The 21,723-nt window shown below is 67.4% G+C and carries 22 protein-coding genes and 1 pseudogene; 10 read left to right on the top strand and 13 right to left on the bottom strand.

All coding sequences use genetic code 11. The features are described from left to right. Positions 1-51 precede the first annotated feature (51 nt). The 8 genes from lnt to AB0M22_RS23865 all read right to left on the bottom strand — a co-directional run bounded on the left by lnt (position 52) and on the right by AB0M22_RS23865 (position 8,835). Complete coding sequence (gene lnt / locus AB0M22_RS23830; protein ID WP_364730746.1) at positions 52-1,827, bottom strand: apolipoprotein N-acyltransferase; 1,776 nt, start codon at positions 1,825-1,827, stop codon at positions 52-54. A gap of 626 nt (positions 1,828-2,453) precedes the next feature. Further along, the gene (locus AB0M22_RS23835; protein WP_364730749.1) at positions 2,454-4,049 is read right to left on the bottom strand and encodes an amidohydrolase; all 1,596 of its coding nucleotides are present in this window, start codon (positions 4,047-4,049) and stop codon (positions 2,454-2,456) included. A 40-nt stretch (positions 4,050-4,089) separates the two neighbouring features. Then, complete coding sequence (locus tag AB0M22_RS23840) at positions 4,090-4,332, bottom strand: hypothetical protein (protein WP_364730752.1); 243 nt, start codon at positions 4,330-4,332, stop codon at positions 4,090-4,092. A gap of 76 nt (positions 4,333-4,408) precedes the next feature. Continuing rightward, complete coding sequence (locus AB0M22_RS23845; RefSeq protein ID WP_150404641.1) at positions 4,409-4,891, bottom strand: FxsA family protein; 483 nt, start codon at positions 4,889-4,891, stop codon at positions 4,409-4,411. A gap of 87 nt (positions 4,892-4,978) precedes the next feature. Beyond that, positions 4,979-6,118 (bottom strand): NAD(P)/FAD-dependent oxidoreductase, encoded by a 1,140-nt coding sequence (locus AB0M22_RS23850; RefSeq protein ID WP_364730756.1) that lies wholly within the window; start codon positions 6,116-6,118, stop codon positions 4,979-4,981. 9 nt (positions 6,119-6,127) lie between these two features. Beyond that, complete coding sequence (locus AB0M22_RS23855; RefSeq protein ID WP_364730759.1) at positions 6,128-6,820, bottom strand: TetR/AcrR family transcriptional regulator; 693 nt, start codon at positions 6,818-6,820, stop codon at positions 6,128-6,130. 148 nt (positions 6,821-6,968) lie between these two features. Then, positions 6,969-7,628, bottom strand: coding sequence for a response regulator transcription factor (locus tag AB0M22_RS23860; protein ID WP_364730761.1), 660 nt, complete (start codon positions 7,626-7,628; stop codon positions 6,969-6,971). Positions 7,629-7,662: 34 nt separating this feature from the next. Beyond that, entirely contained in the window at positions 7,663-8,835 is a 1,173-nt protein-coding gene (locus AB0M22_RS23865) for a histidine kinase (RefSeq protein ID WP_364730764.1), read from the bottom strand. 87 nt (positions 8,836-8,922) lie between these two features. Between AB0M22_RS23865 and AB0M22_RS23870 the strand changes: the two genes are divergently transcribed. Next, entirely contained in the window at positions 8,923-9,690 is a 768-nt protein-coding gene (locus AB0M22_RS23870; RefSeq protein WP_364731941.1) for a TSUP family transporter, read from the top strand. Here AB0M22_RS23870 and AB0M22_RS23875 read toward each other — a convergent pair whose 3' ends face one another. Then, positions 9,691-10,335 carry a TetR/AcrR family transcriptional regulator gene (locus tag AB0M22_RS23875; RefSeq protein WP_223885335.1) on the bottom strand — a complete coding sequence of 215 codons (645 nt, stop codon included), beginning with the start codon at positions 10,333-10,335 and terminating at the stop codon, positions 9,691-9,693. It lies immediately after the preceding gene. 197 nt (positions 10,336-10,532) lie between these two features. Between AB0M22_RS23875 and AB0M22_RS23880 the strand changes: the two genes are divergently transcribed. Both AB0M22_RS23880 and AB0M22_RS23885 read left to right on the top strand, forming a co-directional pair. Further along, the gene (locus AB0M22_RS23880; protein ID WP_364730768.1) at positions 10,533-12,062 is read left to right on the top strand and encodes a TldD/PmbA family protein; all 1,530 of its coding nucleotides are present in this window, start codon (positions 10,533-10,535) and stop codon (positions 12,060-12,062) included. Positions 12,063-12,133: 71 nt separating this feature from the next. Continuing rightward, positions 12,134-13,486 (top strand): metallopeptidase TldD-related protein, encoded by a 1,353-nt coding sequence (locus AB0M22_RS23885; RefSeq protein ID WP_364731944.1) that lies wholly within the window; start codon positions 12,134-12,136, stop codon positions 13,484-13,486. Positions 13,487-14,130: 644 nt separating this feature from the next. On the opposite strand, the gene AB0M22_RS23890 is transcribed toward AB0M22_RS23885, so the two are convergent. Beyond that, positions 14,131-14,514 carry a PPOX class F420-dependent oxidoreductase gene (locus AB0M22_RS23890; RefSeq protein ID WP_364730771.1) on the bottom strand — a complete coding sequence of 128 codons (384 nt, stop codon included), beginning with the start codon at positions 14,512-14,514 and terminating at the stop codon, positions 14,131-14,133. 43 nt (positions 14,515-14,557) lie between these two features. Further along, positions 14,558-15,325 carry a type I methionyl aminopeptidase gene (gene map, locus AB0M22_RS23895; protein ID WP_364730773.1) on the bottom strand — a complete coding sequence of 256 codons (768 nt, stop codon included), beginning with the start codon at positions 15,323-15,325 and terminating at the stop codon, positions 14,558-14,560. Between the two features lie 211 nt (positions 15,326-15,536). Between map and AB0M22_RS23900 the strand changes: the two genes are divergently transcribed. Next, positions 15,537-15,800, top strand: coding sequence for a helix-turn-helix transcriptional regulator (locus tag AB0M22_RS23900; protein ID WP_364730775.1), 264 nt, complete (start codon positions 15,537-15,539; stop codon positions 15,798-15,800). 109 nt (positions 15,801-15,909) lie between these two features. Here the strand turns inward: AB0M22_RS23900 and AB0M22_RS23905 are convergent, their stop codons facing one another. Both AB0M22_RS23905 and AB0M22_RS23910 read right to left on the bottom strand, forming a co-directional pair. After that, positions 15,910-16,302, bottom strand: coding sequence for a PPOX class F420-dependent oxidoreductase (locus AB0M22_RS23905; protein WP_364730777.1), 393 nt, complete (start codon positions 16,300-16,302; stop codon positions 15,910-15,912). A gap of 109 nt (positions 16,303-16,411) precedes the next feature. Further along, positions 16,412-17,575 carry an epoxide hydrolase family protein gene (locus AB0M22_RS23910; RefSeq protein ID WP_364730780.1) on the bottom strand — a complete coding sequence of 388 codons (1,164 nt, stop codon included), beginning with the start codon at positions 17,573-17,575 and terminating at the stop codon, positions 16,412-16,414. A gap of 123 nt (positions 17,576-17,698) precedes the next feature. On the opposite strand from AB0M22_RS23910, the pseudogene AB0M22_RS23915 reads away from it, so the two are divergent. The 6 genes and pseudogenes from AB0M22_RS23915 to AB0M22_RS23940 form a co-directional block, all read left to right on the top strand. Then, positions 17,699-17,998 (top strand): annotated as a pseudogene (locus AB0M22_RS23915) (metalloregulator ArsR/SmtB family transcription factor); the annotation flags it as partial. Positions 17,999-18,016: 18 nt separating this feature from the next. Then, positions 18,017-18,499 carry an SRPBCC family protein gene (locus AB0M22_RS23920; RefSeq protein ID WP_364731946.1) on the top strand — a complete coding sequence of 161 codons (483 nt, stop codon included), beginning with the start codon at positions 18,017-18,019 and terminating at the stop codon, positions 18,497-18,499. A gap of 173 nt (positions 18,500-18,672) precedes the next feature. Beyond that, positions 18,673-19,065, top strand: coding sequence for a VOC family protein (locus AB0M22_RS23925; RefSeq protein ID WP_364730782.1), 393 nt, complete (start codon positions 18,673-18,675; stop codon positions 19,063-19,065). Positions 19,066-19,112: 47 nt separating this feature from the next. Continuing rightward, a complete protein-coding gene (locus tag AB0M22_RS23930) occupies positions 19,113-20,051 on the top strand; it encodes a lipase (RefSeq protein WP_364730784.1) in 939 nt (312 codons plus the stop codon). 81 nt (positions 20,052-20,132) lie between these two features. After that, the gene (locus AB0M22_RS23935; RefSeq protein ID WP_364730787.1) at positions 20,133-20,807 is read left to right on the top strand and encodes an isochorismatase family cysteine hydrolase; all 675 of its coding nucleotides are present in this window, start codon (positions 20,133-20,135) and stop codon (positions 20,805-20,807) included. Between the two features lie 382 nt (positions 20,808-21,189). Then, complete coding sequence (locus AB0M22_RS23940; protein ID WP_364730790.1) at positions 21,190-21,720, top strand: GtrA family protein; 531 nt, start codon at positions 21,190-21,192, stop codon at positions 21,718-21,720. Positions 21,721-21,723: the final 3 nt, after the last annotated feature.

A 21,723-nucleotide genomic window follows, 5' to 3' on the forward strand; every position in this document is an offset into this window, starting at 1 on the left:
GGCTACAGATGCCACAGAAAATACCGGGTGTCCGGTCTGCTATCGCCGCCGTCAGGAGACGGATTGTCCGATCTCGGCGTTCCGGTCGGTCGCCTCCTCGGTTCGAGAGCGCCGACGCCGGACCACCACCCCGGCCACCATCGCCGCGACGGTCAGCGCGACGAAGACTCGCTCCGGCGCCGGACCGACCCGAGTCGCGACGGTGTTGCTGGTTCGCAGCGGCAGATCGGCGACCAAAGCGGCGGGCACGAACTGCGGGGTCTCCTGCGCCACGCTGCCGTCGGCGGCGATGATCGCACTCACCCCGGAGGTGGCCGCGACGACCAGGGCGCGGCCGTGTTCGACCGCGCGGATCCGGGACATGGCCAGTTGCTGGTAGGTCATCTCGCTGTCGCCGAAGGTCGCGTTGTTGGTCGGCACGGTGAGCAGCTGGGCGCCCGCGCGCATCGCGTCCTCGAAGGCACGGTCGAAGGCGACCTCGTAGCAGGTCGCGACGCCGATGTCGACGCCGTCGGCGCGCACCACGCCGTCGCCGTGGCCGGGCACGAAATATCCGGCGCGGTCGGCGTATTCGGAGAACAGGCGGAAGAACGAGCGCATCGGCAGGTACTCGCCGAACGGCTGGATGATCTTCTTGTCGTGCCGCTCCCCCGGGCCGGCCGCGCCGTTCCAGACGATCACCGAGTTGGTGGTGGTGCGATCGCTGTTCACCAGCACCGCCCCGACCAGGATGGGCGCGCCGATCTGCTCGGACGCCTCGGTGATGATCGCCGCGGCGTCGGCGTTGCGCAGCGGATCGATGTCGGAGGAATTCTCCGGCCAGATCACCACATCCGGCTTCTTCGCCTGCCCGGCTTCGACCGCGCGGGCCAGTTCCTTGGTCCGGCGGACATGGTTGTCCAGCACGGCGCGGCGCTGGGCATTGAAGTCGAGGCCCAGGCGCGGGACGCTGCCCTGGATCGCGGCGACGGTGATGGTGCGGTCGCCCTGATTCGGGTCGGGCAGGGTGGCGCTGAGGATGAGGCCGGCGATCGGCATGATGATCAAAGTCGCTGCGGCGGTGATGAAAGCGGTCCGCGGGGTCGACGCGCGAGGCTGGTCGGCCGAGACCCGACGCTCACCTGCTGCGGCACGATCGGCCGCTTCAGTGCCGCGGTCCGCAACCTCGACAGCACTGCCCCCTAGCGATGCGTCGTCTGTCGAGGCGTCGCTATTCGACTCCTGGCCAACGTCATCCGAGTCGACCGGCGCGGGCGCACCCGTGCGCGCCGATCGCACAGCCAGAATCAATGCCGCAGCGCCAGTTCCGGTGAGCGCCACCGCAAAACTGACCATCGGTGCGCCGCCGATCGAGGCCAGCGACAGGAACCATCCATCGGCCTGACCGAAAGCCAAACGACCCCAGGGAAATCCGCCGAACGGAAAACTCGACCGCACCCACTCAGCGGTCGCCCACGCCAACGCCACCCACAGCGGCCAGCCGGGCAACCTGCCCACCAAGCGCGCAATCAGCCCGAACAGCCCGATGTACACCGCGCACACCGTGGACAGCGCCAGCCACGGCACCGGCCCGACGTAGATTCCGGTCCACGGCAACAACGGAACGAAAAACGACAGCCCGGCCAGGAATCCGTACCCGAACCCGCTGCGCAACCTGCCGCTGTCCCGCACGACCAGCGTGAGCACCGCAATGCCCAGCGGCGCAAGGAACCACCACGGTCGTGGCGGGAAACTCCCGAACAGCAAGAGCCCGGCCACAATTGCCGCCAGCGATCGCCACAGGACCGGATACCGGTTCACCGCGGCCGACAGTCGTTCACGCACCACGAGTGGTCGCCTTCCCATGCGATAAAGCAGCAACAACCGCCGTGATTCCCCGATGCCGCGCTATCGTGCCGAGCCGCCACCCCGCACACCGACCACGGCGAACTCGATGACCACGCAGCCCAACTCGACCTTCCGCCCGATCAGCTTCCGGGGTCCCTTCGACCCTGGCCACGATCCGCGAACGGCCCGTCGAAACGCCACCGAAGGCAGTCGACGTGGCACCGAAGAATTGAGCGGCAGCATCGCGACGCGGCACGTCCCCCGGCCACGCGCCCAACCCGGCCCGGCATCCGCCCGACCCGCCACCGACACGCCCGCCAACACTGGGAATGGCCCACGCGTGCCTCGCCGGAACGCTGTCGGCCACGAACGATGCGGCACTGAGGAATTCGGCCACGTCGTGGCGACGAGCCGAGGCGTCACGCCGCGCGCTCGACTCGGCCCGGCATTCGCCCGATCCGCCACCGGCACGCCCACCAACACTGGCGACAGTCCACGCGCGGCCCGCCGGAGCGCTGTCGGCCACGAACGATGCGGCGTTGGGAAATTCGGTGACACTGGTGTGGCGAGCCGCGGCCGCGTGCTGGGCGCTCAATTCGACAGGGCTGTGCCGCGCTCGAATGAGCTCACGCCTCATAGAGGGTTTCTCCGCGGTGGACGGTGCGCAGGCAGGTTGGCAGGGGGGAATTCGGGGACAGCGGGGGCAGTCCAGGAACACGGGACCTTGGGTCGGTGGACCAGCGTTGGACGGTGTCGGCGGCCGCGGCGACGACGAGTTGGTCGGCGTCCCAGATGGCGTAGGAGGCGGGGGCGCCGGGGACCAGGGTGCCGGCGATGCCGTCGCGGACCCCGCCCGCGCGCCAGGCGCCTCGGGTGGCGGCGGCGAAAGCGGCACGCGGAGAAAGGGAACGGCCCGCGGTGCGGTGGTTGGCGGCGGCGCGGACGGCGGACCACGGGTCGAGCGGGGTGACCGGGGCGTCGGAGCCGACGGCGAGAGAGATGCCCGCGGCGGCCATGGCGGCAAACGGATTCAGGGTGGCGGCGCGATCGGCGCCGAGGCGGGCGGCGTACATGCCGTCGGGTCCGCCCCAGGCCGCGTCGAATCCCGGTTGGACGCTGGCGATTACGCCCCAGGAGGCGAGCTTGGCGATCTGGTCGGCGTCGAGCAGTTCGGCGTGTTCGACGCGGTGGCCGCGGGCGGCGACCGCCGGGCCGCCGAATTCGCTGACCACGCGGTCGAATCCGGCGATGATCGCGTCCATGGCGGCGTCGCCGATCACGTGGAAGCCGGCCTGGATACCCGCCTCGGTGCAGGCGCGGACGTGCGCGGCGATGGTGTCGGCGTCGAGGTAGGCGCGGCCGGTGCCGGGTGCGTCGGTGTAGGGGTCGCGCAGCCAGGCGGTGTGCGAGCCGATTGAGCCGTCGACGAACAGGTCGCCGCCGAGCGCGTGCACGCCGAGTTCGGCGATCAGGGCGCGGGCTTCCTCGGCGCTGCCGACCGCTTCGCCCCAGTACGCGCGCACCTCGACGCCGTGCTGGAAGTCGAGCAGTTCGCGAATGTCGGTGCGGCCGGAGATTTCCGGGCCCGCGCATTCGTGCACCGCGACGATGCCGTGCGCGGCGGCGTGGTCCAGTGCGGCGGTTCTGGCCCGATCCCGTTGTGCCCGATCGAGTTCCGCGAGCACGGTGGTGCGGACGAGGTGATGGGCGGTCGCGCGGACCGGTTCGCCGCGGGTGTAGCCGTCGGCGGCGGTTACCTGCGGCAAAGCGTCGAGCAGGGCCGAAGACACCGCGGCCGAGTGCGCGTCCACCCGGGACAGGTATACGTGCCGGGTGCCCGCGGCCTTGTCGATCTCCTCGATCGTGGGCGGGCGGCCTTCGGGCCAGGTGGTCTCGTCCCAGCCGTCACCGAGGATGGCGCCCTCGGGGCGGGCCGCGGCGAAGTCGCGCAGCAGCGTCAGGCAGTGCTCGAGCGAGCGAGCCACGGAAAGATCGAGTCCGGTGAGCTTGAGTCCCAGCGCAGTGACGTGCACGTGCGGATCGACGAAGGCCGGCGCGACGAACGCGCCGTCCAGATCGATGATCTCGGCGTCCGGATGCAGCGCGCGCCCCGGTTGTTCGGCGCCCAGCCACACCACGGTCCCGTCGGTCACCGCCATCGCTGTCGCGTCGGGGGAACTCGAACTGTAGAAACGACCGCCGATCAGCAACTGGGTTCTCACGGGAGACCAGTCTGCCGTATGCCTGATTCAGGCTTTCAGGTCAGCCGTTCAATACCGGATGCGGGGCCGTGTCCTCCGGGCACGCCAGCACCGTCATCACCTCGGCGAACTGGCTCGCACCTAGGTGCGAGCCGGACCGACAACCTGCTTCGACGGCGATGAGCTCCAGCCGCAGCGCCGCCGCGGTGAAACCAGAAATCGACTGTCCGGCAGCTGCCGCGGCTTTCTTGACCGCTGCGGCTAGCTCCTCGCTCACCGTGATGGTGAGTTGCTCGGTGGCCATCGCGCCACCATAGCCCTGTTTCGCACGGATCCCTAGCGCGCCCGCGCGCCTTTACTACCCGTTGGTAATAGCGAAACTATGGCTTGGTAATCGCGCGGCGCGCGTTGCCTTGGCCGTCGTCGTACCACTGCTGCACCACGACGCCGTCGACCACCTCACCGCCGTCGATCACCACGCCGCGATACGGCATCGCCGCGGCCATCTTGCCGATCCGGCGAGCGGCGAACGCGGCGACCACCGGACGCACCAGCATCCGCGTCGGCGGCAACAGCAGCAACAGGCCGAACAGCGAGGTGACCAGGCCGGGCACGAACATCAGGAACCCGCCCGCGGCGACCAGCGCGCCGTCGGCGACCGCGGTGCCCGGCGGGATCTCGCCGCGACCGGCGCGGCGGAACTGCTCGAACACGCGCCGACCCTGCGAACCGATCAGCAGCATGCCCGCGGCGGATCCGGCGATCAGCAGCAGGATGGCGGGAATCACACCGAGCCACTGGCCGACGGCGACCAGTGCGATGATCTCGGTGATCACGTAGAGGACGAATACTAGGGCGGGCATGGCGATCCTTTCGGACGATCTACCTGTGCAACGCCCGGCGGCCCGAATTTTCTCCCGAATCCGCCTGAGAGCCCGCTGAGATCCTGCTCAGGCGGCCGGTTCGCCGTAGGAACTCATCTGGACCAGCAGCTTGTCCAGCGCGTCCGGGCCGAACATCAACGCCTGGTTGGCGGCGGATTCGGTGGCCATTTCGGCGCTGCGGGGGAACAGGGGTTCTTCGTAGGCGCGCAGGGCCTGCTCGATGTCGGGATGAGTGACGAGCGCGGTGGCGAGTTCGGCGGCGTCGAGCATGGCGAGGTTCGCGCCTTCGCCCGCGAACGGTGACATGAGGTGGGCGGCGTCGCCGAGCAGGGTCACGCCGGGGACGCGGTCCCAGCTGTGGCCGATCGGCAGGGCGTTGATCAGGCGGGGTACGAGTGGGCCTTCGGCATCGGCAACCAGCGCGCGGAGTCGTTCGTCCCAATCCTGGAACTGTTGCAGGACAGTGGCTTTCGCGGCGGGCGTGTCGGCGAAGTCGATGCTGCTCAGCCAGTCCGCCTCGGCGGCGAAGGCGACGTAGGTGTGTACGGAGCCGTCGGTTTCCCGGTGCGCGAGCATGCCTTTGCGGTCGGCGAGGGCGAACATCATTCCGCCGCCGGCCAACCCGGCCGCGGCCGGGTTGCGGGTAGCGGCGTCGGGGAGGTCGCACTCGACGAAAGAGACACCGGTGTAGGCCGGGGTGGCCGCGGACAGCAGCGGCCGGATCTTGGACCAAGCGCCGTCCGCGCCGATCAGCAGGTCGGTGGTGAAGGTGGCGCCATCGGCGAGGGTTACCTCATGCCTGCCGTCGCCTAGGGCGCGCGCGTCGACTACCTTTGAACCCCAGCGAATCGTATTGTCGGGCAACGAGTTCAGCAGCAGTCGACGCAGGTCGTTGCGGTCGATCTCGGGTCGGTCGCCGTCGCCGCCGGCTGCCTGCATGCGGACGTTGCCATGCTTGTCGATGATGTGCATTTCCTCGCCGCCGGCGTGCACGAGTGCGCGGAATTCGTCGAACAAGCCCGCGGCGCGCAGTGCGGCCTGACCCGATTCGACATGCATGTCGAGCATGCCGCCCTGCCCGCGGGCGGCCGGTGAGGCGTCGAGTTCGTAGACGGCCGTTGCTATTCCGTGCACATGCAGGATGCGGGCGAGCACGAGACCGCTGAGGCCGGCGCCGATCACGGCGATGGGATGGTGTTGCAACATGGCATTCCCCTAACGGGTGGGGCGCGGTGTGTGTACCGCGCCGTTGATGAGCAGATGGAAGCCCCAGGCGAGGCGGTCCGAGCCGGGGCCGGACAGCAGCTCATCGCCCAAAGTGGCGATCCTGGGGTGGGTTTCGGTCGAGGCGGTGCGAATGGCGGCGACGAGCGCGTCGGTGTCGCGTTCGAGGTCGGTGCCGCGGTCCCGAGTGGCGTGTTCGGCGGCGTTCGCGGTGGCGAACTGCAACAGGACGTCGCAGAGCCAGGCCGCGCGGTCGTCGGGCAGGCCGCCCTGGTTCAGCAGCGCGAGGATCGCCTCGAGGAGGTTCAGGTAGCCGGGGCCGGACGGGCGGGCGACCAGCGCGGACTGCCCGAGGCCGGGGTTGTCGTAGAGCACCATCGTGTACGAGGTGAGCAGCTGGACCAGTCGGTCCTGCCAGTCGCCCGCGGCGTCGACCGGGGCAAGGTCGACCGCGGCGAGCATGTCGTCGAGGACCGCGGCATGCAGTTCGGCGGTGTTGCGGACGTACACGTACAGCGAAGCGGGTCCGGTATCCAACTCGGCGGCGAGGCGTCGCATGGTGACTCGCTCCAGACCTTCGGCCCGCATCAGCCGGACGGCTGTCGCGATGATGCCGGGTTTGGTCAGCGCCGGTTTCGCCGGGCGCTCTCGGCGGCTTCGCGGTTCCTGCGGCTTTGTCGGCATGAGTTCACTATAACGAACATGTTCGTTACGAACGTGTTCGTTGGGTCACAATGTGCGAAAACTCCTGTTCAGGGATATTTCCCCGGCACATGAAAGAGGCCGCATCCGAGTTGGATGCGACCTCAGGTCTAGTTCAACGACAGACCTGTCAGCCGCCGGGACGGACCAATCCGGTCTCGTACGCCAGCACCACGGCTTGAACCCGGTCGCGCAGACCGAGTTTCGTGAGCACCCGACCCACATGGGTCTTCACCGTCGCCTCGGAAAGGTAGAGCTGCTCGGCGATTTCGGCATTCGAACGCCCCGCGGCGATCTGCTCCAGCACCTCACGTTCGCGCGCGGTGAGCACATCGAGCACGCCAGGGTCGCGCATCCGCGCCGGATCCTCGGCGATCAGCCGATCCAGCAGCCGCTTGGTCACCTTCGGCGACACCACCGCGTCCCCCGCCGCGACGCTGCGGATAGCGGAGATCAGATCCTCCGGCGGCGTGTCCTTCAACAGGAACCCGCTCGCGCCGGCCCGCAACGCGCCGAGCGCGTGCTCGTCGAGATCGAACGTGGTCATCACCAGAACCCGGCAGCCGTGCCCGGCCTCGACGATCCGCAAGGTCGCGGTGACCCCGTCCACCACGGGCATCCGCACGTCCATCAACACCACGTCCGGCCGCAACTCGGCCGCGCGGCTGACCGCCGCCGCCCCGTTCGCCGCCTCCCCGATCACCTCGATGTCCGGGTGCGCACCGAGGACCATCTTCAGCCCCATACGCATGAGTTCCTGGTCATCCACAACGAGAACGGTGATCGGCACGCCCCTAATCTAACGTGCCCGCCCCACGGGCCGACTACTCCGGGAAGCCGGGCTCCAACGGGATGGTGGCTTGAACGCGCCACGCGCCGTCGGCGGAACGACCGGTTTCCAGGGTGCCGCCGAGGACCGCGATGCGTTCGCGCATGCCGACCAGACCCATGCCGCCGCCCTTGATGCGGACGGCGGGTTCGTCCAATGGAACGCCGCCGGTGTCGGTGATATCGATGGTGACGTCGGTGTCGCGGCGACGGACCTGTACCCACGCCTTCGGGTGCGGGCCCGCGTGACGCAGTGTGTTGGTGAGCGATTCCTGCACGATGCGGTGCACGCCGAGGCTGACCTCAGGGGCGACGTCGTCGAGTTCGCCGGTCAGTTCCAATTCGACGGCCAGGCCGGTGCCGCGCATCATCTCCACCACCTTCGCCAAGCCGGCGGTGCCGTGCTGCGGCAGCTGGTCGGGGGCGTGTTCGGTGCGCAGCAGCGCGACGGTCCGGCGCAGTTCGCGCAGCGCCTCGCGGCCGGTGCCCGCGATGGTGCCGAGCGCCTGTTCGGCGGCATCGGGGTCGCGGCGCAACGCATAGCGCGCGCCGTCGGCCTGCACGATGATCACGCTGACCGCGTGTGCGACCACGTCGTGCAACTCGCGGGCGATGCGAGTGCGTTCGGAGGAGACCGCGTCGTGCGCGCGCCGCTCCTTGTCGTAGTCGGCGACCGCGAGCCGGGCCGCGACCTCGGTGTCGTAAGCGTGTCGCGCGCCGATGAATTCGGCCAGCGTCCAGCACAGCGCGAAGAACATCGCGGTGAAGATGAGATCGCTGGGGCTCACCACGCCCGCCGCCGTCGACAACCCGCTGTCGGCCACCAGCCCGACCCCGAACCACAGCCCTTCGCGCCGCCCGACGTAAGCGACCAGCGTGTACAGCATGATCCCGAGGCTGAACAGCGTGATGTGCTCGACCTTCTCGTCGCCGACCACATACTGCACCGCGGTCACCGTGAACGACAGCAGCAGCGCGGCGACCGCCATCGCCCGCGGATACACCCGCCGGAACACGATCGGCAGCGGAATGAAGATCCCGACCGCCGCCGCAGCGGCCTTGTTCTCGGCATTGGTGAGCCCGAGAACCTCCAGCACCAGCAAAACCAGCGCCAGCATCGAATCCGCAACGATGGGCTTCCCACGAAGCCACAAGCTGAACCGACGCATGCCGACCAGCCTAAAGCGACCGGCACTGGTGCGGCGATACTGGACTGCTGTCTGGTATTGGACATCCGGTCTGGTTGGCTGGCGGGCGTGCAGATCGGTGATTGGGCGGTGTTATTGACCGCGGCGACGGCCGCGGGCTGGGTGGATGCGGTGGTGGGCGGCGGGGGGTTGATCATCCTGCCGACTCTGTTCCTGGTCGCACCGACGATCGCGCCGCAGACCGCGCTCGGCACCAACAAGCTGGCCGCGCTGGCGGGCACCGGTGCCTCGGTGGTGACCTTCGCCCGGAAGGTGCCGCTGCGCTGGCGGGTGCTGCTGCCTGCGGCGGGGATCGCGGCGGTCACGGCCGGAATGGGCGCTGCCGCGGTGTCTTTGATCGATCGCGAGTTGTTCGTCCCGATCGTGATGGTGGTGCTGGTTTCGGTCGCGGTGTTCGTCACGCTGCGGCCGTCGATCGGCGTCACCCTGGCCACGCACCCGCCGACGCGGCGCAAGTTCATCCTCACCATCGCGCTGGCCGCGGGCCTGATCGGGCTCTACGACGGCCTGCTCGGCCCGGGCACCGGCACGTTCCTGATCATCACCTTCGCCACCCTGCTCGGCACCGAGTTCGTCCGCGCGGCCGCGATGGCGAAGGTGATCAACTGCGGCTCCAATATCGGCGCGCTCATCTTCTTCGGCGCGACCGGCCACATCATCTGGGCGCTCGGCGCGGCCATGGCGGTCGGCAACGTGGCCGGCGCGATCGTCGGCTCGCACATGGCATTGCGCAACGGCGCGGGATTCGTGCGCATCGTGCTGCTGGTGGTGGTCGTCGGGATGGTGATCCGCCTGGGCTGGCAGCAGTTCGGTTGATCAGCCCCGGGTTTCGACCTGCGAGGCCAGCCACGGCTTGAGCACCCGTGAGGTGGTCTCGTGGATGCGCCGGTGCAGTCGCTCCCCGTCCTCCGCGCCGTTGATCGGCTGCTGGAACAGCACGGTCAACGCGCCCGACACCGCGCCGACGACCGCGCCGACCAGCGCCGCGGCGCCGACCTCGTCCAGCTCGTTCGGGAACGCGATGTGCAGCTGACGGGCGATCTCGCGTTGCGCGACCAACTGCGCGTGCGCGGCCCGGCCACTCACCGACGGCACCGTGCGCGAGACCTGCGCGCGCAACGCGGCGATCCGCGCGTTCAGATCGTCGACTAGATGCTCGCCGGGATTGTCACCGGCCGCGCGCAACGCCCGTAGCAGCACCTCGACCGGTCGCTCCCCCGGTCGCCGGCTGCCGATCGCGGCCACCGCGGCCCGCACCCGCTCGTCGGTCTCCGGGAAGAGCAGTTCTTCCTTGCTGGCGAAGTAGTTGAAGAAGGTGCGAGTCCCGACATCGGCCACCGCAGCGATGTCGGCCACCGTGGTCTCTTCGTAGCCTCTCGTCTCGAAAAGCTCTACGGCTGCCTGGAGCAGGGCTCGGCGGGTACGTTCGCGTTTGCGGTCACGAAGGGCGGATGGCGGCACGGCGGGCACAGTACGGCATTTCGCGAGGCAGACGCGGTAGGCGGCGGTTTCGCGCGTGCCGCTCCAAGGGCCCGCTCCGGGTCTTTCACCCTGTGCCGCTGGGCATTTCATGCGGGATTGCAGACCATGCAAACTCGCACGGCGTGTAATGGCGGCAGGCGTAACCGCACTCGGCGGAACCGACTAGTTTGGACCGGGTGAGCATCGCGACTTCGAAGGATGTGGACGCCGAGTTCCTCGACCTCCCACTGGCCGCGCTCGCCGAGGCCGCGTTGACCGCGGCCAAGGCGGCGGGCGCCGAACATGCCGACCTGCGGGTGCATCGGCTGGTCACCCAGTCGATCCGGCTGCGCGACGGGCGGGTCGAGTCGATCAGCGACAACGTGGAGCTCGGCTTCGCGGTCCGGGTGATCGTCGACGGCACGTGGGGCTTCGCCTCGCACGCCGCGCTGACGCCGGAGACCGCGGTCGAGGTGGCGCGCAGCGCGGTGACGGTGGCGACGACCCTGCGCGCGCTCAACCGCGAGCGGGTGCAGCTCGCCGACGAGCCGGTCTACGACAACGTGCGCTGGGTTTCGGCCTATGACCTGGACCCGTTCACCGTGCCGACCACCGACAAGGTCGCCCTGCTCCAGGACTATTCGGGCCGCCTGGCCGGGTCCGACGGGGTCGATCACGTGACCGCGTCTGTGTTGCAGGTGAAGGAACAGACCTTCTACGCCGACACCGCGGGATCGTCGATCACTCAGCAGCGCGTCCGGCTGCATCCGATCTTCGAGGCGACCACGGTCGATACTTCGGCGGGCGTGTTCGAGACCATGCGCACGCTGGCGCCGCCGGTCGGCCGCGGGTGGGAGTTCGTCTCCGGCGCCGATGAGACCTGGGATTGGCAGGGCGAACTCGCGCAGATCCCCGAGTGGCTCGCCGAGAAGGTCAAGGCGCCGACCGTCACTCCCGGCCCGACCGACCTCGTCATCGATCCGACCAACCTGTGGTTGACCATCCACGAGTCCATCGGCCACGCCACCGAGTACGACCGCGCCATCGGTTACGAATCCGCTTATGCCGGTACCTCGTTCGCGACACCGGACAAGCTGGGGACGCTGAAGTACGGCACGCCGGTCATGCACGTCACGGGTGATCGCACCCAGGAGCACGGGCTGGCCAGCGTCGCCTTCGACGACGAGGGCGTCGCCGGGCAGCGCTGGGACCTGGTGCGCGACGGCATCCTGGTCGGTTACCAGCTCGACCGGGTGTTCGCGCCGCGGCTCGGGCTCGACCGGTCCAACGGGTGCTCCTACGCGGACTCCCCGCATCACGTGCCGATCCAGCGAATGGCGAACGTCTCGCTGCAACCCGACCCCGAAAACGACACCAGCACTGCCGAACTCATCTCGCGGGTGGACAACGGGATCTACATCGTGGGCGACAAGTCGTGGTCGATCGACATGCAGCGCTACAACTTTCAGTTCACCGGGCAGCGGTTCTTCCGGATTCGCGACGGGAAGCTGGATGGCCAGTTGCGCGACGTGGCCTATCAGGCGACCACCACCGACTTCTGGGGCGCGATGGAAGCCGTTGGCGGACCGTCTACTTGGCAGCTCGGTGGCGCGTTCAACTGCGGCAAGGCGCAGCCCGGGCAGGTCGCGGCGGTCAGTCACGGGTGCCCCTCGGTTCTGGTGCGCGGCATCAACATTCTCAACACCCGGACGGAGGCGGGACAGTGACCGTGCAGACCGTAATAGCGGCGGGCGAGGTCGTCGAGCGCGCGCTCGCGCTGTCCCGGGCCGATGAGGCGATGGTGATCGTCACCGACGCGCACGACGCGTCGCTGCGCTGGGCCGGGAATTCGATGACCACGAACGGGTCGTCGGTGTCGCGGGATTGGGCCGTGGTCTCGATCTTCCGGGACGGCCCGAATTCGGCGCGGGTCGGGACCATCGGATCTACGAGTGTCGATCCCGCCGAGATCGAGGCGGTGGTGCGGCGCAGCGAGGAGGCGGCGCGGACCGCAGAACCGGCCAGGGACGCGATGCCGCTACTGGAACCGGATGCGGCGGTTGACGATTGGGCGGCCGCGCCGGGAAGCACCGGGATCGAGGTGTTCACCGATCTCGCCAGTGGGCTGTCCACCGGATTCGACGGCAGCGATCGGCTCTACGGTTTCGCGCACCACACCGTGCACACGACCTGGCTCGGTACCTCGACGGGACTGCGGCGGCGGTTCGTGCAGCCGACCGGTTCAGTCGAGATCAACGGAAAGCGCGGCCTCGCGCATTCGCGGCTCGCAAGCGCTCCAAGCGGTACGGGGAGCGATCTCGCCAGCGCATGGGTCGGCGTCGGCACCAGCGATTTCACCGATGTCGATGTCCCCGGGCTGCTCACCGAGTTGTCCCGGCGGCTGGACTGGGCCAAGCGGAAGGTCGAGCTGCCCGCGGGCAGGTACGAAACCCTCATGCCGCCTTCGACAGTCGCCGATCTCATGATCTACCTGCACTGGGAGATGGAAGGGCGCGGCGCGCACGAAGGCCACACGGCGTTCTCCCGAGCCGGCGGCACTCGAATCGGCGAGCGGCTCACCGACATTCCACTGACCCTGTACTCCGACCCCGCCGCGGCCGGCCTCGAATACCGTCCATTCGTCGCGACAACCGCGTCGTCGCAAGCGATGTCGGTATTCGACAACGGACTGTCCGCCGAACGCGTGGACTGGGTGCGCGAAGGCGTCATCGAGTCCCTGGTCTACCCCCGCGCCACCGCCGCCGAATTCAACACCACCGCAACAGTTCCCGGCGGCAACCTGCTGCTCACCGGCGGCTCCGACGCCACCCTCGACCAGATGATCGCCGGCACCGAACGCGGCCTACTCCTCACCACCCTCTGGTACATCCGCGAAGTCGACCCCGCCAGCCTGCTCCTCACCGGCCTGACCCGCGACGGCGTCTACCTCATCGAAAACGGCGAAGTAACCGCCGCCGTCAACAACTTCCGCTTCAACGAGAGCCCCCTGGACCTGCTCCGCCGCGTCACCGAAGCAGGCGCCACCGAAACCACCCTCCCCCGCGAATGGAAGGACTGGTTCACCCGAACAGCCATGCCCCCCTTGCGAATCCCCGACTTCCACATGTCCTCGGTCAGCCAGGCAACGTAGTAACCATCGAGTCGAGTCATATGGTGGCTAAAAGATCTTCAACAACAACCATTTGACTCGACTCGATACACGGAACGACCACTCGACTCGCTCTTCCCAAGCCTCTCTGAACCGGACCACAGCCAGTCCTCACGCTGGAACCCACACGCTGCCCATACCAAGCTGCGGAAGACCAGGTCGGGGACGGCACACGACGCGCCCAGCACTACTTCAATGAAAACATGGGACAAGTCTTCAGAACCTATTGGCCAGTTCCCACCGCGGATCTTTCCCCCGCAACAGGTACACCTGTCTCAGCACGTACACCTAAGACTTCCCAGGGCGACCTGGCCAGTAAAACTGAAGACCTACACAAGTTTTCACTGAAGTAGTGCTGAGCACGTCGTGTGCCGTACCCGGCTTTAGTTATCAGTCAGCCGCGCGATGTCCAGTTCCAGCGTGGTCATCTGGCTGTGGTTGCGTTTCGAGAATCTTCAAGATCACCACAGGCGGTTGTCGCGTTGGCGAGGCTGCTTCGCATACCTGCATCGTTCTTCGCACACCGGCTTCTTTCTTCGCATACCCAGTGGTGTGTTGAGGGGTATGCGAAAGGTGAAGCAGGTGTGCGAAGTTGACCTATCTGTCGCTTGGTCTGTGCGGTCAGCTCAGGGGGCGAGGGTGATCTCGACCGCAAGAGTGCCCTTTTTGCCTCGGCGGAGGTTGCTGCCGAGGATGGTGATGGGACCCATCAGCCAGTATTTGCGCATGAGGAGTTTGCGGACGCGGTCGGTGCCGTCCTGGTCGAGGATGCGGCCGGTGCCGGCTACGACGTCGCCGCGGGTTTTGCCGGTCACGTTGCAGGGCTGGACGGTGACGTCGGGGTTGCGGCGCAGGCGCTTGACTTTCCAGCTGTCGGTGACGGTCCACACGTAGAGCTTGTCGGCGTTCGCTACCGCCCAGACCGGGGTGCCGACGGGGGTGCCGTCCTTGCGGAACGTGGTCAGCAGAACGTAATCGGCCTTGCCGATTGCCCCCAGTGTGTTCGTCATGAGGGTCAGCGTATCCGGGTGTCGGTTATTCGGACATTCGTACTCAACCCACCTTGGTCAGCACCTGGGGGCCGTCGTCGGTGATGGCGACGGTGTGTTCGGAGTGGGCGGTGCGGGAGCCGTCGGCGGAGCGCAGGGTCCAGCCGTCGGGATCGGTGACGATGCGGTCGGTGGTGCGGGCGAACCAAGGTTCGATGGCGATGGCCAGGCCGGGGCGCAGGCGGTAGCCGCGGCCAGGGCGGCCATGGTTGGCGACGTGCGGGTCCTCGTGCATGGTGCGGCCCAGTCCGTGACCGCCGAATTCCATGTTCACCGGGTAGCCGTACTCGCGGGCGACAGCGGAGATCGCGGCGGAGATGTCGCCGATGTGGTTGCCGGGCACCGCGACCGCGATCGCAGCGGCGAGCGCTTCCTCGGTCGCGCGGATCAGGCGCAGGTCCTCTTCCGCGGCGGCGCCGACCACGATGGTGGTGGCCGCGTCGGCGACCCAGCCGTCGATGCCGACGGCGAGGTCCATGGTCAGTACGTCACCGTCGCGCAGGGCATAGTCGAACGGAAGGCCGTGCAGGACAGCGTCGTTGACCGAGAGGCAGACGGTGTTGCGGAAGGGTCCGCGGCCGAAGGACGGCGAGTAATCCCAGTAGCAGGATTGCGCGCCGCGCTGCTTGATCCGTTCGCGCACATGGGCTTCCAGCTCCAGCAGGTTCACCCCGATGCGCGCGAGTTCACGCAACTCTCGCAGCACCTCGCCCACGAACTGTCCCGTGACCCGCATCCGTTCGATCTCGGCCGGCGTCTTCAGCTCAACCATGCAACTGCTCCCATCTCGGTATTTTAATACCACCGTAGCTGATTCGGTATTTTAATACCAAACCCCGATGTCCTGGCATGCAGTTCGACCTGCCCGACGAGGCGTGCGCAGGCCCAATCCGACCTGCGCATAGTGTGATGCGCATATCTACGTATGTACATGTTGGTCCGACTAGCTTGCGGTATTTAAATACCACCAATACCCTGATCGCATGGTCCGTCTCCCGTTGACCCCGGCTCAGATCGACGCCGGCCGCCGCCTCGGCACCGCCCTGCGCGCCGCCCGCGCCGACCGCGACCTCATCGAGGTCGCCCGCTCCGCAGGCATTTCCCCGGAAACCCTGCGCAAGATCGAGACCGGCCGCCTCCCCTCCCCCGCATTCGGCACCGTCGTAGCCCTGAGCCTCACCCTCAACCTCCCCCTCCAAGACCTCGCCGACACTTGGCGGGCCGCCGGCCTCGCCGAATCCGCCTGACACCAGCGAATAGCCGCACCCACTCTCGGGATCCGCACTCGCTTTAGGGCCCTAGAGGCAGTGCGGATCCCGAGAGTGGGTGCGGGTCGTCGACGGGGCAGCGGAGGCGCTATTCGCCGGGGGCCAGCTGCCGGGTGATGGTGAGGCCGATGGAGCCGTCCGCGCCGCGAAATAGCTTGTGTAGCTTGATGGCCAGCGTTCCGATGATTCCGTACTTGCGGGAGACCAGATCGCGGACTCGCTGAGTGCCGTCCGCGTCGAGGACCGTGGCGGTGCCGGCGAACACCTCGTCGGCTTTGGGGCGGCCACGAGCGTCTGACGATTGCAGCGTCACGTCGGAGTTGCGGCGAATGCGCTTGACCTTCCAGGTCGTCGGGTTGGTCCACACGACGATCCGGTTGCCGTCCGGCGCGACCCAGACCGGCGTGCCCACCGGGGTGCCGTCCTTCTTGTAGGTCGTCAGCAGCACGAATTTGCTCGCGCCCAGCTCATTCCATGTCATAGCGAAAACGGTAGGCCGCGGGATGCGGCCGGACATCCGTCCGCGAGCACATATCCGCAGTACGCGCCGCGGCGTATCCGCGGCGCGTAGAGCGATCGGACGCCGCGACTCAACCTCGATGCGCGCGGAAGAACGTCCGGACATCCTCGAGGAACAGCTGCGGTTGCTCCAAGGCGGCGAAGTGCCCGCCTTCGGCGTACTCGGTGAAATGTTCGATGTACCCGCCCGGGTTCATCACTCGGCGCATGAGCGGGCTCGTATTGAACACCGCCCATCCTTGCGGCACTCCGGCGGGCATCACCCAGTCCATCCCGGAATGCGCTGTCTCCCAGAGGAACTGGGCGGCCGAGGCACCGCTGCGGGTGAACCAGTAAATGCTGATGTTGGTCAGCAGGATGTCGCGATCCACCGCTTCACCGCCCGGCCGCGCCGGGTCGGTCCAGACCTGGAACTTCTCCGCGATCCACGCCAACTGCGCGATCGGCGAGTCGGTCAACGCGGCGGCAATCGCGTTGGGTTGCGTCGTCTGGAGCACCAGGTACCCCTTCTGCCCCGACCACTGCACCTGTGCTTCCTTGATCGCCGCCAACTCCTCGTTGGTCAGCCCGTCCGGCATCGGCAACTGCTCCCCCACCAACCCGAGCGTGCCTCGATCGCTGTTGACGTGCGTCGCGATCACCCGCTCCGGATACACCGCCGCCAACCGCCCGGTCACCCCCGCCCCGACATCCCCGCCCTGCGCCGCGAACTTCTCGTACCCCAGCCGAGTCATCAACTCCGCGAACGCATCCGTGGTCCTGGCCAACTCCCACCCGGTCGACGCCAACGGCGTGGAGAACCCGAACCCCGGCAGCGACGGAATCACCACATGGAACGCATCCGCCGAATCACCCCCGTACGCAACCGGATCCGTCAACGGCCCGATCAGCTCGAGAAACTCCACCACCGACCCCGGATACCCGTGCGTGATCAACAGCGGCACCGCCCCCGCCTCCACCGACCGCACATGGAAGAAATGAATTGTCTGCCCATCGATTTCGGTCGTGAACTGCTCATAAGCATTCAGCTTCGCCTCCTGCGCCCGCCAATCGAACCCGTCCCGCCAATACGCCGCCAGCTCCGCAAGGTAGACAGGCGCAATCCCACGCCCCCAATCGTTTTCGGTCCCCGGCACCACCTCCGGCAACCGAGCATGCGCCAATCGCGCACGCAGCTCATCGATCTCGGCCTGCGGGATCTCGATACGGAAGGGGCGGATCGCTGTGTTCGTCATAAGAACCACTCTCCAGGGCATTGCGGAAGACTTACTTCCGCAATTCAGAAATCTGCGCAAATTGCCTGTTCCGAGCCGTGGAAGTCTTGACAACTTCCTTCGGTAAGCGTTGACTTACGGTTCGTACACGCTTACCAAGCAGGAGATGAATGGGGTGCGCTCGCGGATCGGATGCGGCGCACGATCTTGGAGCGCCTGGCCGAGAAGCCACAGGCGGTGGGTGAGCTCGCGCGCGAGTTGCCGATCAGCCGGCCTGCGGTTTCGCAGCATCTGAAGGTGCTCAAGGTCGCGGGGCTGGTCGTGGACCAGGCTGTCGGCACACGCCGGATCTACTACCTGAACCCGGCGGGGATGGGTGCGCTGCGCGCTCAGCTCGACCGGTTCTGGGGACGCGCCCTCGCAACGTATCAACAGGTGGTCGAGCAACACTCAGGAGAAGTCATGACCCATACCCAAGCCGAACCGGTGCAGCAGCAGATCGTGGTCAACGCACCATTGGAGCGGGCGTTCGCGGTGTTCGTCGAACGGTTCGACGCGATCAAGCCGCGCGAGCACAACCTGCTCGCCTCCCCGATCGCCGAGACGGTGTTCGAGCCGCGCGTCGGCGGCAACATCTACGACCGCGGCGAGGACGGCAGCGAGTGCCGCTGGGCTCGGGTGCTCGCCTACGAACCGCCGAATCGACTGGTTTTCAGCTGGGATATCAACGCCCGCTGGGAGATCGAGACCGATCCGGGCAAGACCAGCGAGGTAGAGGTCACCTTCACCGCCGAAGGCCCGGACCGCACCCGCGTGGACCTCGAACACCGCAACATCGAACGCCACGGCGAGGGGTGGGAGGCGGTCCGCGCCGGCGTCGACAACGAGGCGGGCTGGCCACTGTACCTGCAGCGTTACCTCGACGTGGCGAATCAGGAGGCGTGACGCACGCTGCCAGCGCCAGCAGGTAGCCAGATTCCGTCAATCAGCGGGCCCGCGGTGATCCGAGCGATCACTGTAGGCCCGCTTTTTGTGCAGAACTCTAGGAATACCCCTCCCACTCCTATATGGTAATCCTTCTTACCAAATAGCTGGAAGTTCTCTCGGAGGGAAGACTTATGCATTTCGGTGGAGTGACCCTGATGGTGGACGACGTGGATGCGGCGGCGGCGTTCTATGAAAAGGCGTTCGGGCTGGGGACGGTGTTCGCGGATCCGGACGGCACGTTTGTGGTGCTGGGGCGGGGTGTGTGGACTCCGGGCCCTTCGGCGCCGAGCCTCACCATCGAACACTGGAAGAAGATCGAGGACTTCGCGGAACCAGGTCCCGCCAACGCTTTTCGGGTGTTCCTAGAGACTGCCGACGTCGACGACGCCTACCGCAGCGCGCTCGCGGCGGGCGCGCACAGCGCGCTGATGCCGACGACACGTCCATGGGGACAACGGGTCGCCGTCGTCCGCGACCCCAACGGCGTGATCGTCGAGATCGGCGCGCCCGTCGAATACGCCTGAGCGCCAACGTCTCCGGGCCGGAATCGCTACCGAAGGAAGTAAAAGCAGTGCTGCGTCGAACAATGGTCGTCACCGCGGCGATGGCCGCCACCATCCCGCTGGTCCTCGGCACCGCGTCCGCCGACCCACTACCGGTCCCATACTCGTTGGCCGCCATGGTTTCCGCGAGCGTGACCACCGCACCGCCCGGTGCGCCACCAGGAGCGAACAACTGGAATTGCGTTCCGTCGGCAGCGCATCCGCGACCGGTCGTGCTGGTGCACGGGCTCAGCGGCAACGGCGAAAACAGTTGGCAGACCTTCGCTCCCCTGCTCGCGAACGAAGGCTACTGCGTCTTCGCGCTGACCTACGGCGTCTATCCGACGGACAGCGGAATCGTCGCGGGCATCGGCGGTCGCGCGCCGATCGACGAATCCAGTTCGGAACTGAAGCAATTCGTCGATCGAGTGCGCGCCGCGACCAGAACCGAGCGAGTAGACCTGCTCAGCTGGTCCGAAGGCACGTTGGTCAGCGCCGGTTACCTACAGTTCCTCGGCGGAGCGTCGGCCGTCGACCAGTCGGTCAACCTGGCGCCGATCTGGAACGGCACCGCCATCACCGACCCGCTGGACTCCCCGCTGTCGATCCTGGGCGTCCCCGGCGACGTCTACCAGGCGCTCGATCCCACCTGCGCTGCCTGCGCGGACCTGCGCACCGGCTCCGACTTCATCAACCGGCTCCAGGCCAGCGGCGTCTACGCGCCGAATGTGCAGTACACCAACATCGTCACGACCACCGACATCCAGGTCCAGCCCTACACCAGCGGCGTGCGCCCGGCCCCGAACGCGACGAACATTGTCCTGCAAGACATCTGCCCGGTGAACCGAGCCGGCCATCTCTCCGTCTCGGTCGACCCCACCGTCACCGCGCTCGCGCTGCACGCCCTCGACCCGGGCACACCGCGCCAAATCCCGTGCGCTCCAGCGCAAGCGCCCCCCGGCGTCTGATCGCCCGTTTCTCGACCGCACCCGCCGCGCAGTCCTTACCCTCAGAGGAAGGGTTCCCTCGACGCGCAGCGGAGGACACCGATGATCGAGACCGCGGTCCTCATGATCGACCTCCAGAACACCTACATCGCCGACGACGGCGTCCGCGACGCCCTCGGCTGGCCGCCGATCTGGCGCCTCGACGAGGTGGTCCGCGAATGCGCCGCCCTGGCCGCCCAGGCCCGCCGCCGCGACTTCCCGGTCATCTACTCCCGCATGATCGCCGCCCAGACCGGCCTGGTCGGCACCGGACCCCGCCCGCGCCGCCACCTACAGCAGCGCAAGCACCTGGTGCCGAAGCTGTCCGGCGAGCATCAGGCGTGGAAGGCGCAGATCATGGACGCCGTCGCGCCCCAGCCGGGCGATCTGGTCCTGGTCAAGACCCGGCACAGCTTCTTCGCCTACACCGAGCTGGAGCCGTTGCTGCGCAACCTCGGCGTGCACCGCCTGGTTGTCGCGGGCCTGCAAACCAATGTCTGCATCGAGGCGACCGTGCGCGCCGCGCTGGAGCGCAATTTCGAGGTCGCCGTGCCGGACGACGCGGTCACCACCGACGGCCCCGCACTGCACTACGGCTCGCTGAACGCGATGCGCGTCCTCTACGTGGAAGTGGCTCCGTGGCGCGAGCTGCTCGCCCCCGACGCACCGTGGGACCGCGCGTACACCACCCGCGATTACGGACGCGACCCCGAATATTGGCACGGGCCGGGCATTTGACTGTGTCCGGAAACACTGCGGGGGCCTCAGCCGAAAGCTGAGGCCCCGCCGTCGTGCCGACCAGTGTCCGAGCGATTTCCTCTGGGCCCCGGCCTCGATACATGAGGCTTTCATACTTCCGGCCGTTCGGCGCACCGAGCAGCGCCGCGAACGGTGAGCATGCGTGCCCGTGCATCTGTACGGGCAGTGAATCGACGCGCTTGCACCGGAATCGCCGTCCGAAAGCCGTTCGCAGATAACGAAATAGCAACGCCGGGGTCGAAACGTGCCCAAACTGTTCCGCTCGTCGACACCTGCCGCGCGCCAAGAATTCGCCGCCGAGCCGCCGCCCGGCAACGGTCCGCCCGCTACTGCCGAGTTGCCCCTCGGATAACCTGTCCCGATGTTCTTGGCCCAGATCGTCGCCGCTCGCGTTCCGAGCCGGATGCTGTCCGTGTTCGTGCGGAACGCGGAGTTGCTGAAATTCCTGACCGTCGGAGCGATCGCCTTCGTCACCACCATGGTGCTCTTCTTCGGGTTGAAATGGACTGTCCTGGAAGGCAAGCCGGTTACCGCGAATGTGGTCGCGGTATTGATCGCCACCGTGGTCTCCTATGTGCTGAACCGCGAGTGGGCGTTCACCGCGCGCGGCGGACGTGAGCGCCGTCACGAAGCGGCGCTGTTCTTCCTGGTGGCGAGCATCGGCATGGTGATCAACCAGCTGCCGCTGGCCGTGTCGAGCTACCTGTTCCAGCTGCGCACCCCGCACGTCTCGGTGGTGGTGGAGAACATCGCCGACTTCGTCAGCGCGACCATCATCGGCACGCTGCTGGCCACGGTCTTCCGCTGGTGGGCGATGCGCAAGTTCGTGTTTCCCGATCCGGTCCAGCCCGCCATGGAACACGACGAGCCGGTCTCCGAGACGCGAGCCTGATCA

The sequence above is a fragment of the Nocardia sp. NPDC051756 genome, from assembly GCF_040681495.1.
Classification (GTDB): Bacteria; Actinomycetota; Actinomycetes; order Mycobacteriales; family Mycobacteriaceae; genus Nocardia.

Coding starts and splice junctions, on each gene's coding strand:
- AB0M22_RS23850 (WP_364730756.1), bottom strand. CDS start 6,118: ATGTTGCAACACCATCCCATCGCCGTGATCGGCGCCGGCCTCAGCGGT.
- AB0M22_RS23865 (WP_364730764.1), bottom strand. CDS start 8,835: ATGCGTCGGTTCAGCTTGTGGCTTCGTGGGAAGCCCATCGTTGCGGAT.
- AB0M22_RS23840 (WP_364730752.1), bottom strand. CDS start 4,332: ATGGCCACCGAGCAACTCACCATCACGGTGAGCGAGGAGCTAGCCGCA.
- AB0M22_RS23920 (WP_364731946.1), top strand. CDS start 18,017: ATGACCCATACCCAAGCCGAACCGGTGCAGCAGCAGATCGTGGTCAAC.
- AB0M22_RS23890 (WP_364730771.1), bottom strand. CDS start 14,514: ATGACGAACACACTGGGGGCAATCGGCAAGGCCGATTACGTTCTGCTG.
- AB0M22_RS23925 (WP_364730782.1), top strand. CDS start 18,673: ATGCATTTCGGTGGAGTGACCCTGATGGTGGACGACGTGGATGCGGCG.
- map (WP_364730773.1), bottom strand. CDS start 15,325: ATGGTTGAGCTGAAGACGCCGGCCGAGATCGAACGGATGCGGGTCACG.
- AB0M22_RS23845 (WP_150404641.1), bottom strand. CDS start 4,891: ATGCCCGCCCTAGTATTCGTCCTCTACGTGATCACCGAGATCATCGCA.
- AB0M22_RS23900 (WP_364730775.1), top strand. CDS start 15,537: ATGGTCCGTCTCCCGTTGACCCCGGCTCAGATCGACGCCGGCCGCCGC.
- AB0M22_RS23910 (WP_364730780.1), bottom strand. CDS start 17,575: ATGACGAACACAGCGATCCGCCCCTTCCGTATCGAGATCCCGCAGGCC.
- AB0M22_RS23940 (WP_364730790.1), top strand. CDS start 21,190: ATGTTCTTGGCCCAGATCGTCGCCGCTCGCGTTCCGAGCCGGATGCTG.
- AB0M22_RS23905 (WP_364730777.1), bottom strand. CDS start 16,302: ATGACATGGAATGAGCTGGGCGCGAGCAAATTCGTGCTGCTGACGACC.
- AB0M22_RS23935 (WP_364730787.1), top strand. CDS start 20,133: ATGATCGAGACCGCGGTCCTCATGATCGACCTCCAGAACACCTACATC.
- AB0M22_RS23885 (WP_364731944.1), top strand. CDS start 12,134: ATGGTGATCGTCACCGACGCGCACGACGCGTCGCTGCGCTGGGCCGGG.
- AB0M22_RS23855 (WP_364730759.1), bottom strand. CDS start 6,820: ATGCCGACAAAGCCGCAGGAACCGCGAAGCCGCCGAGAGCGCCCGGCG.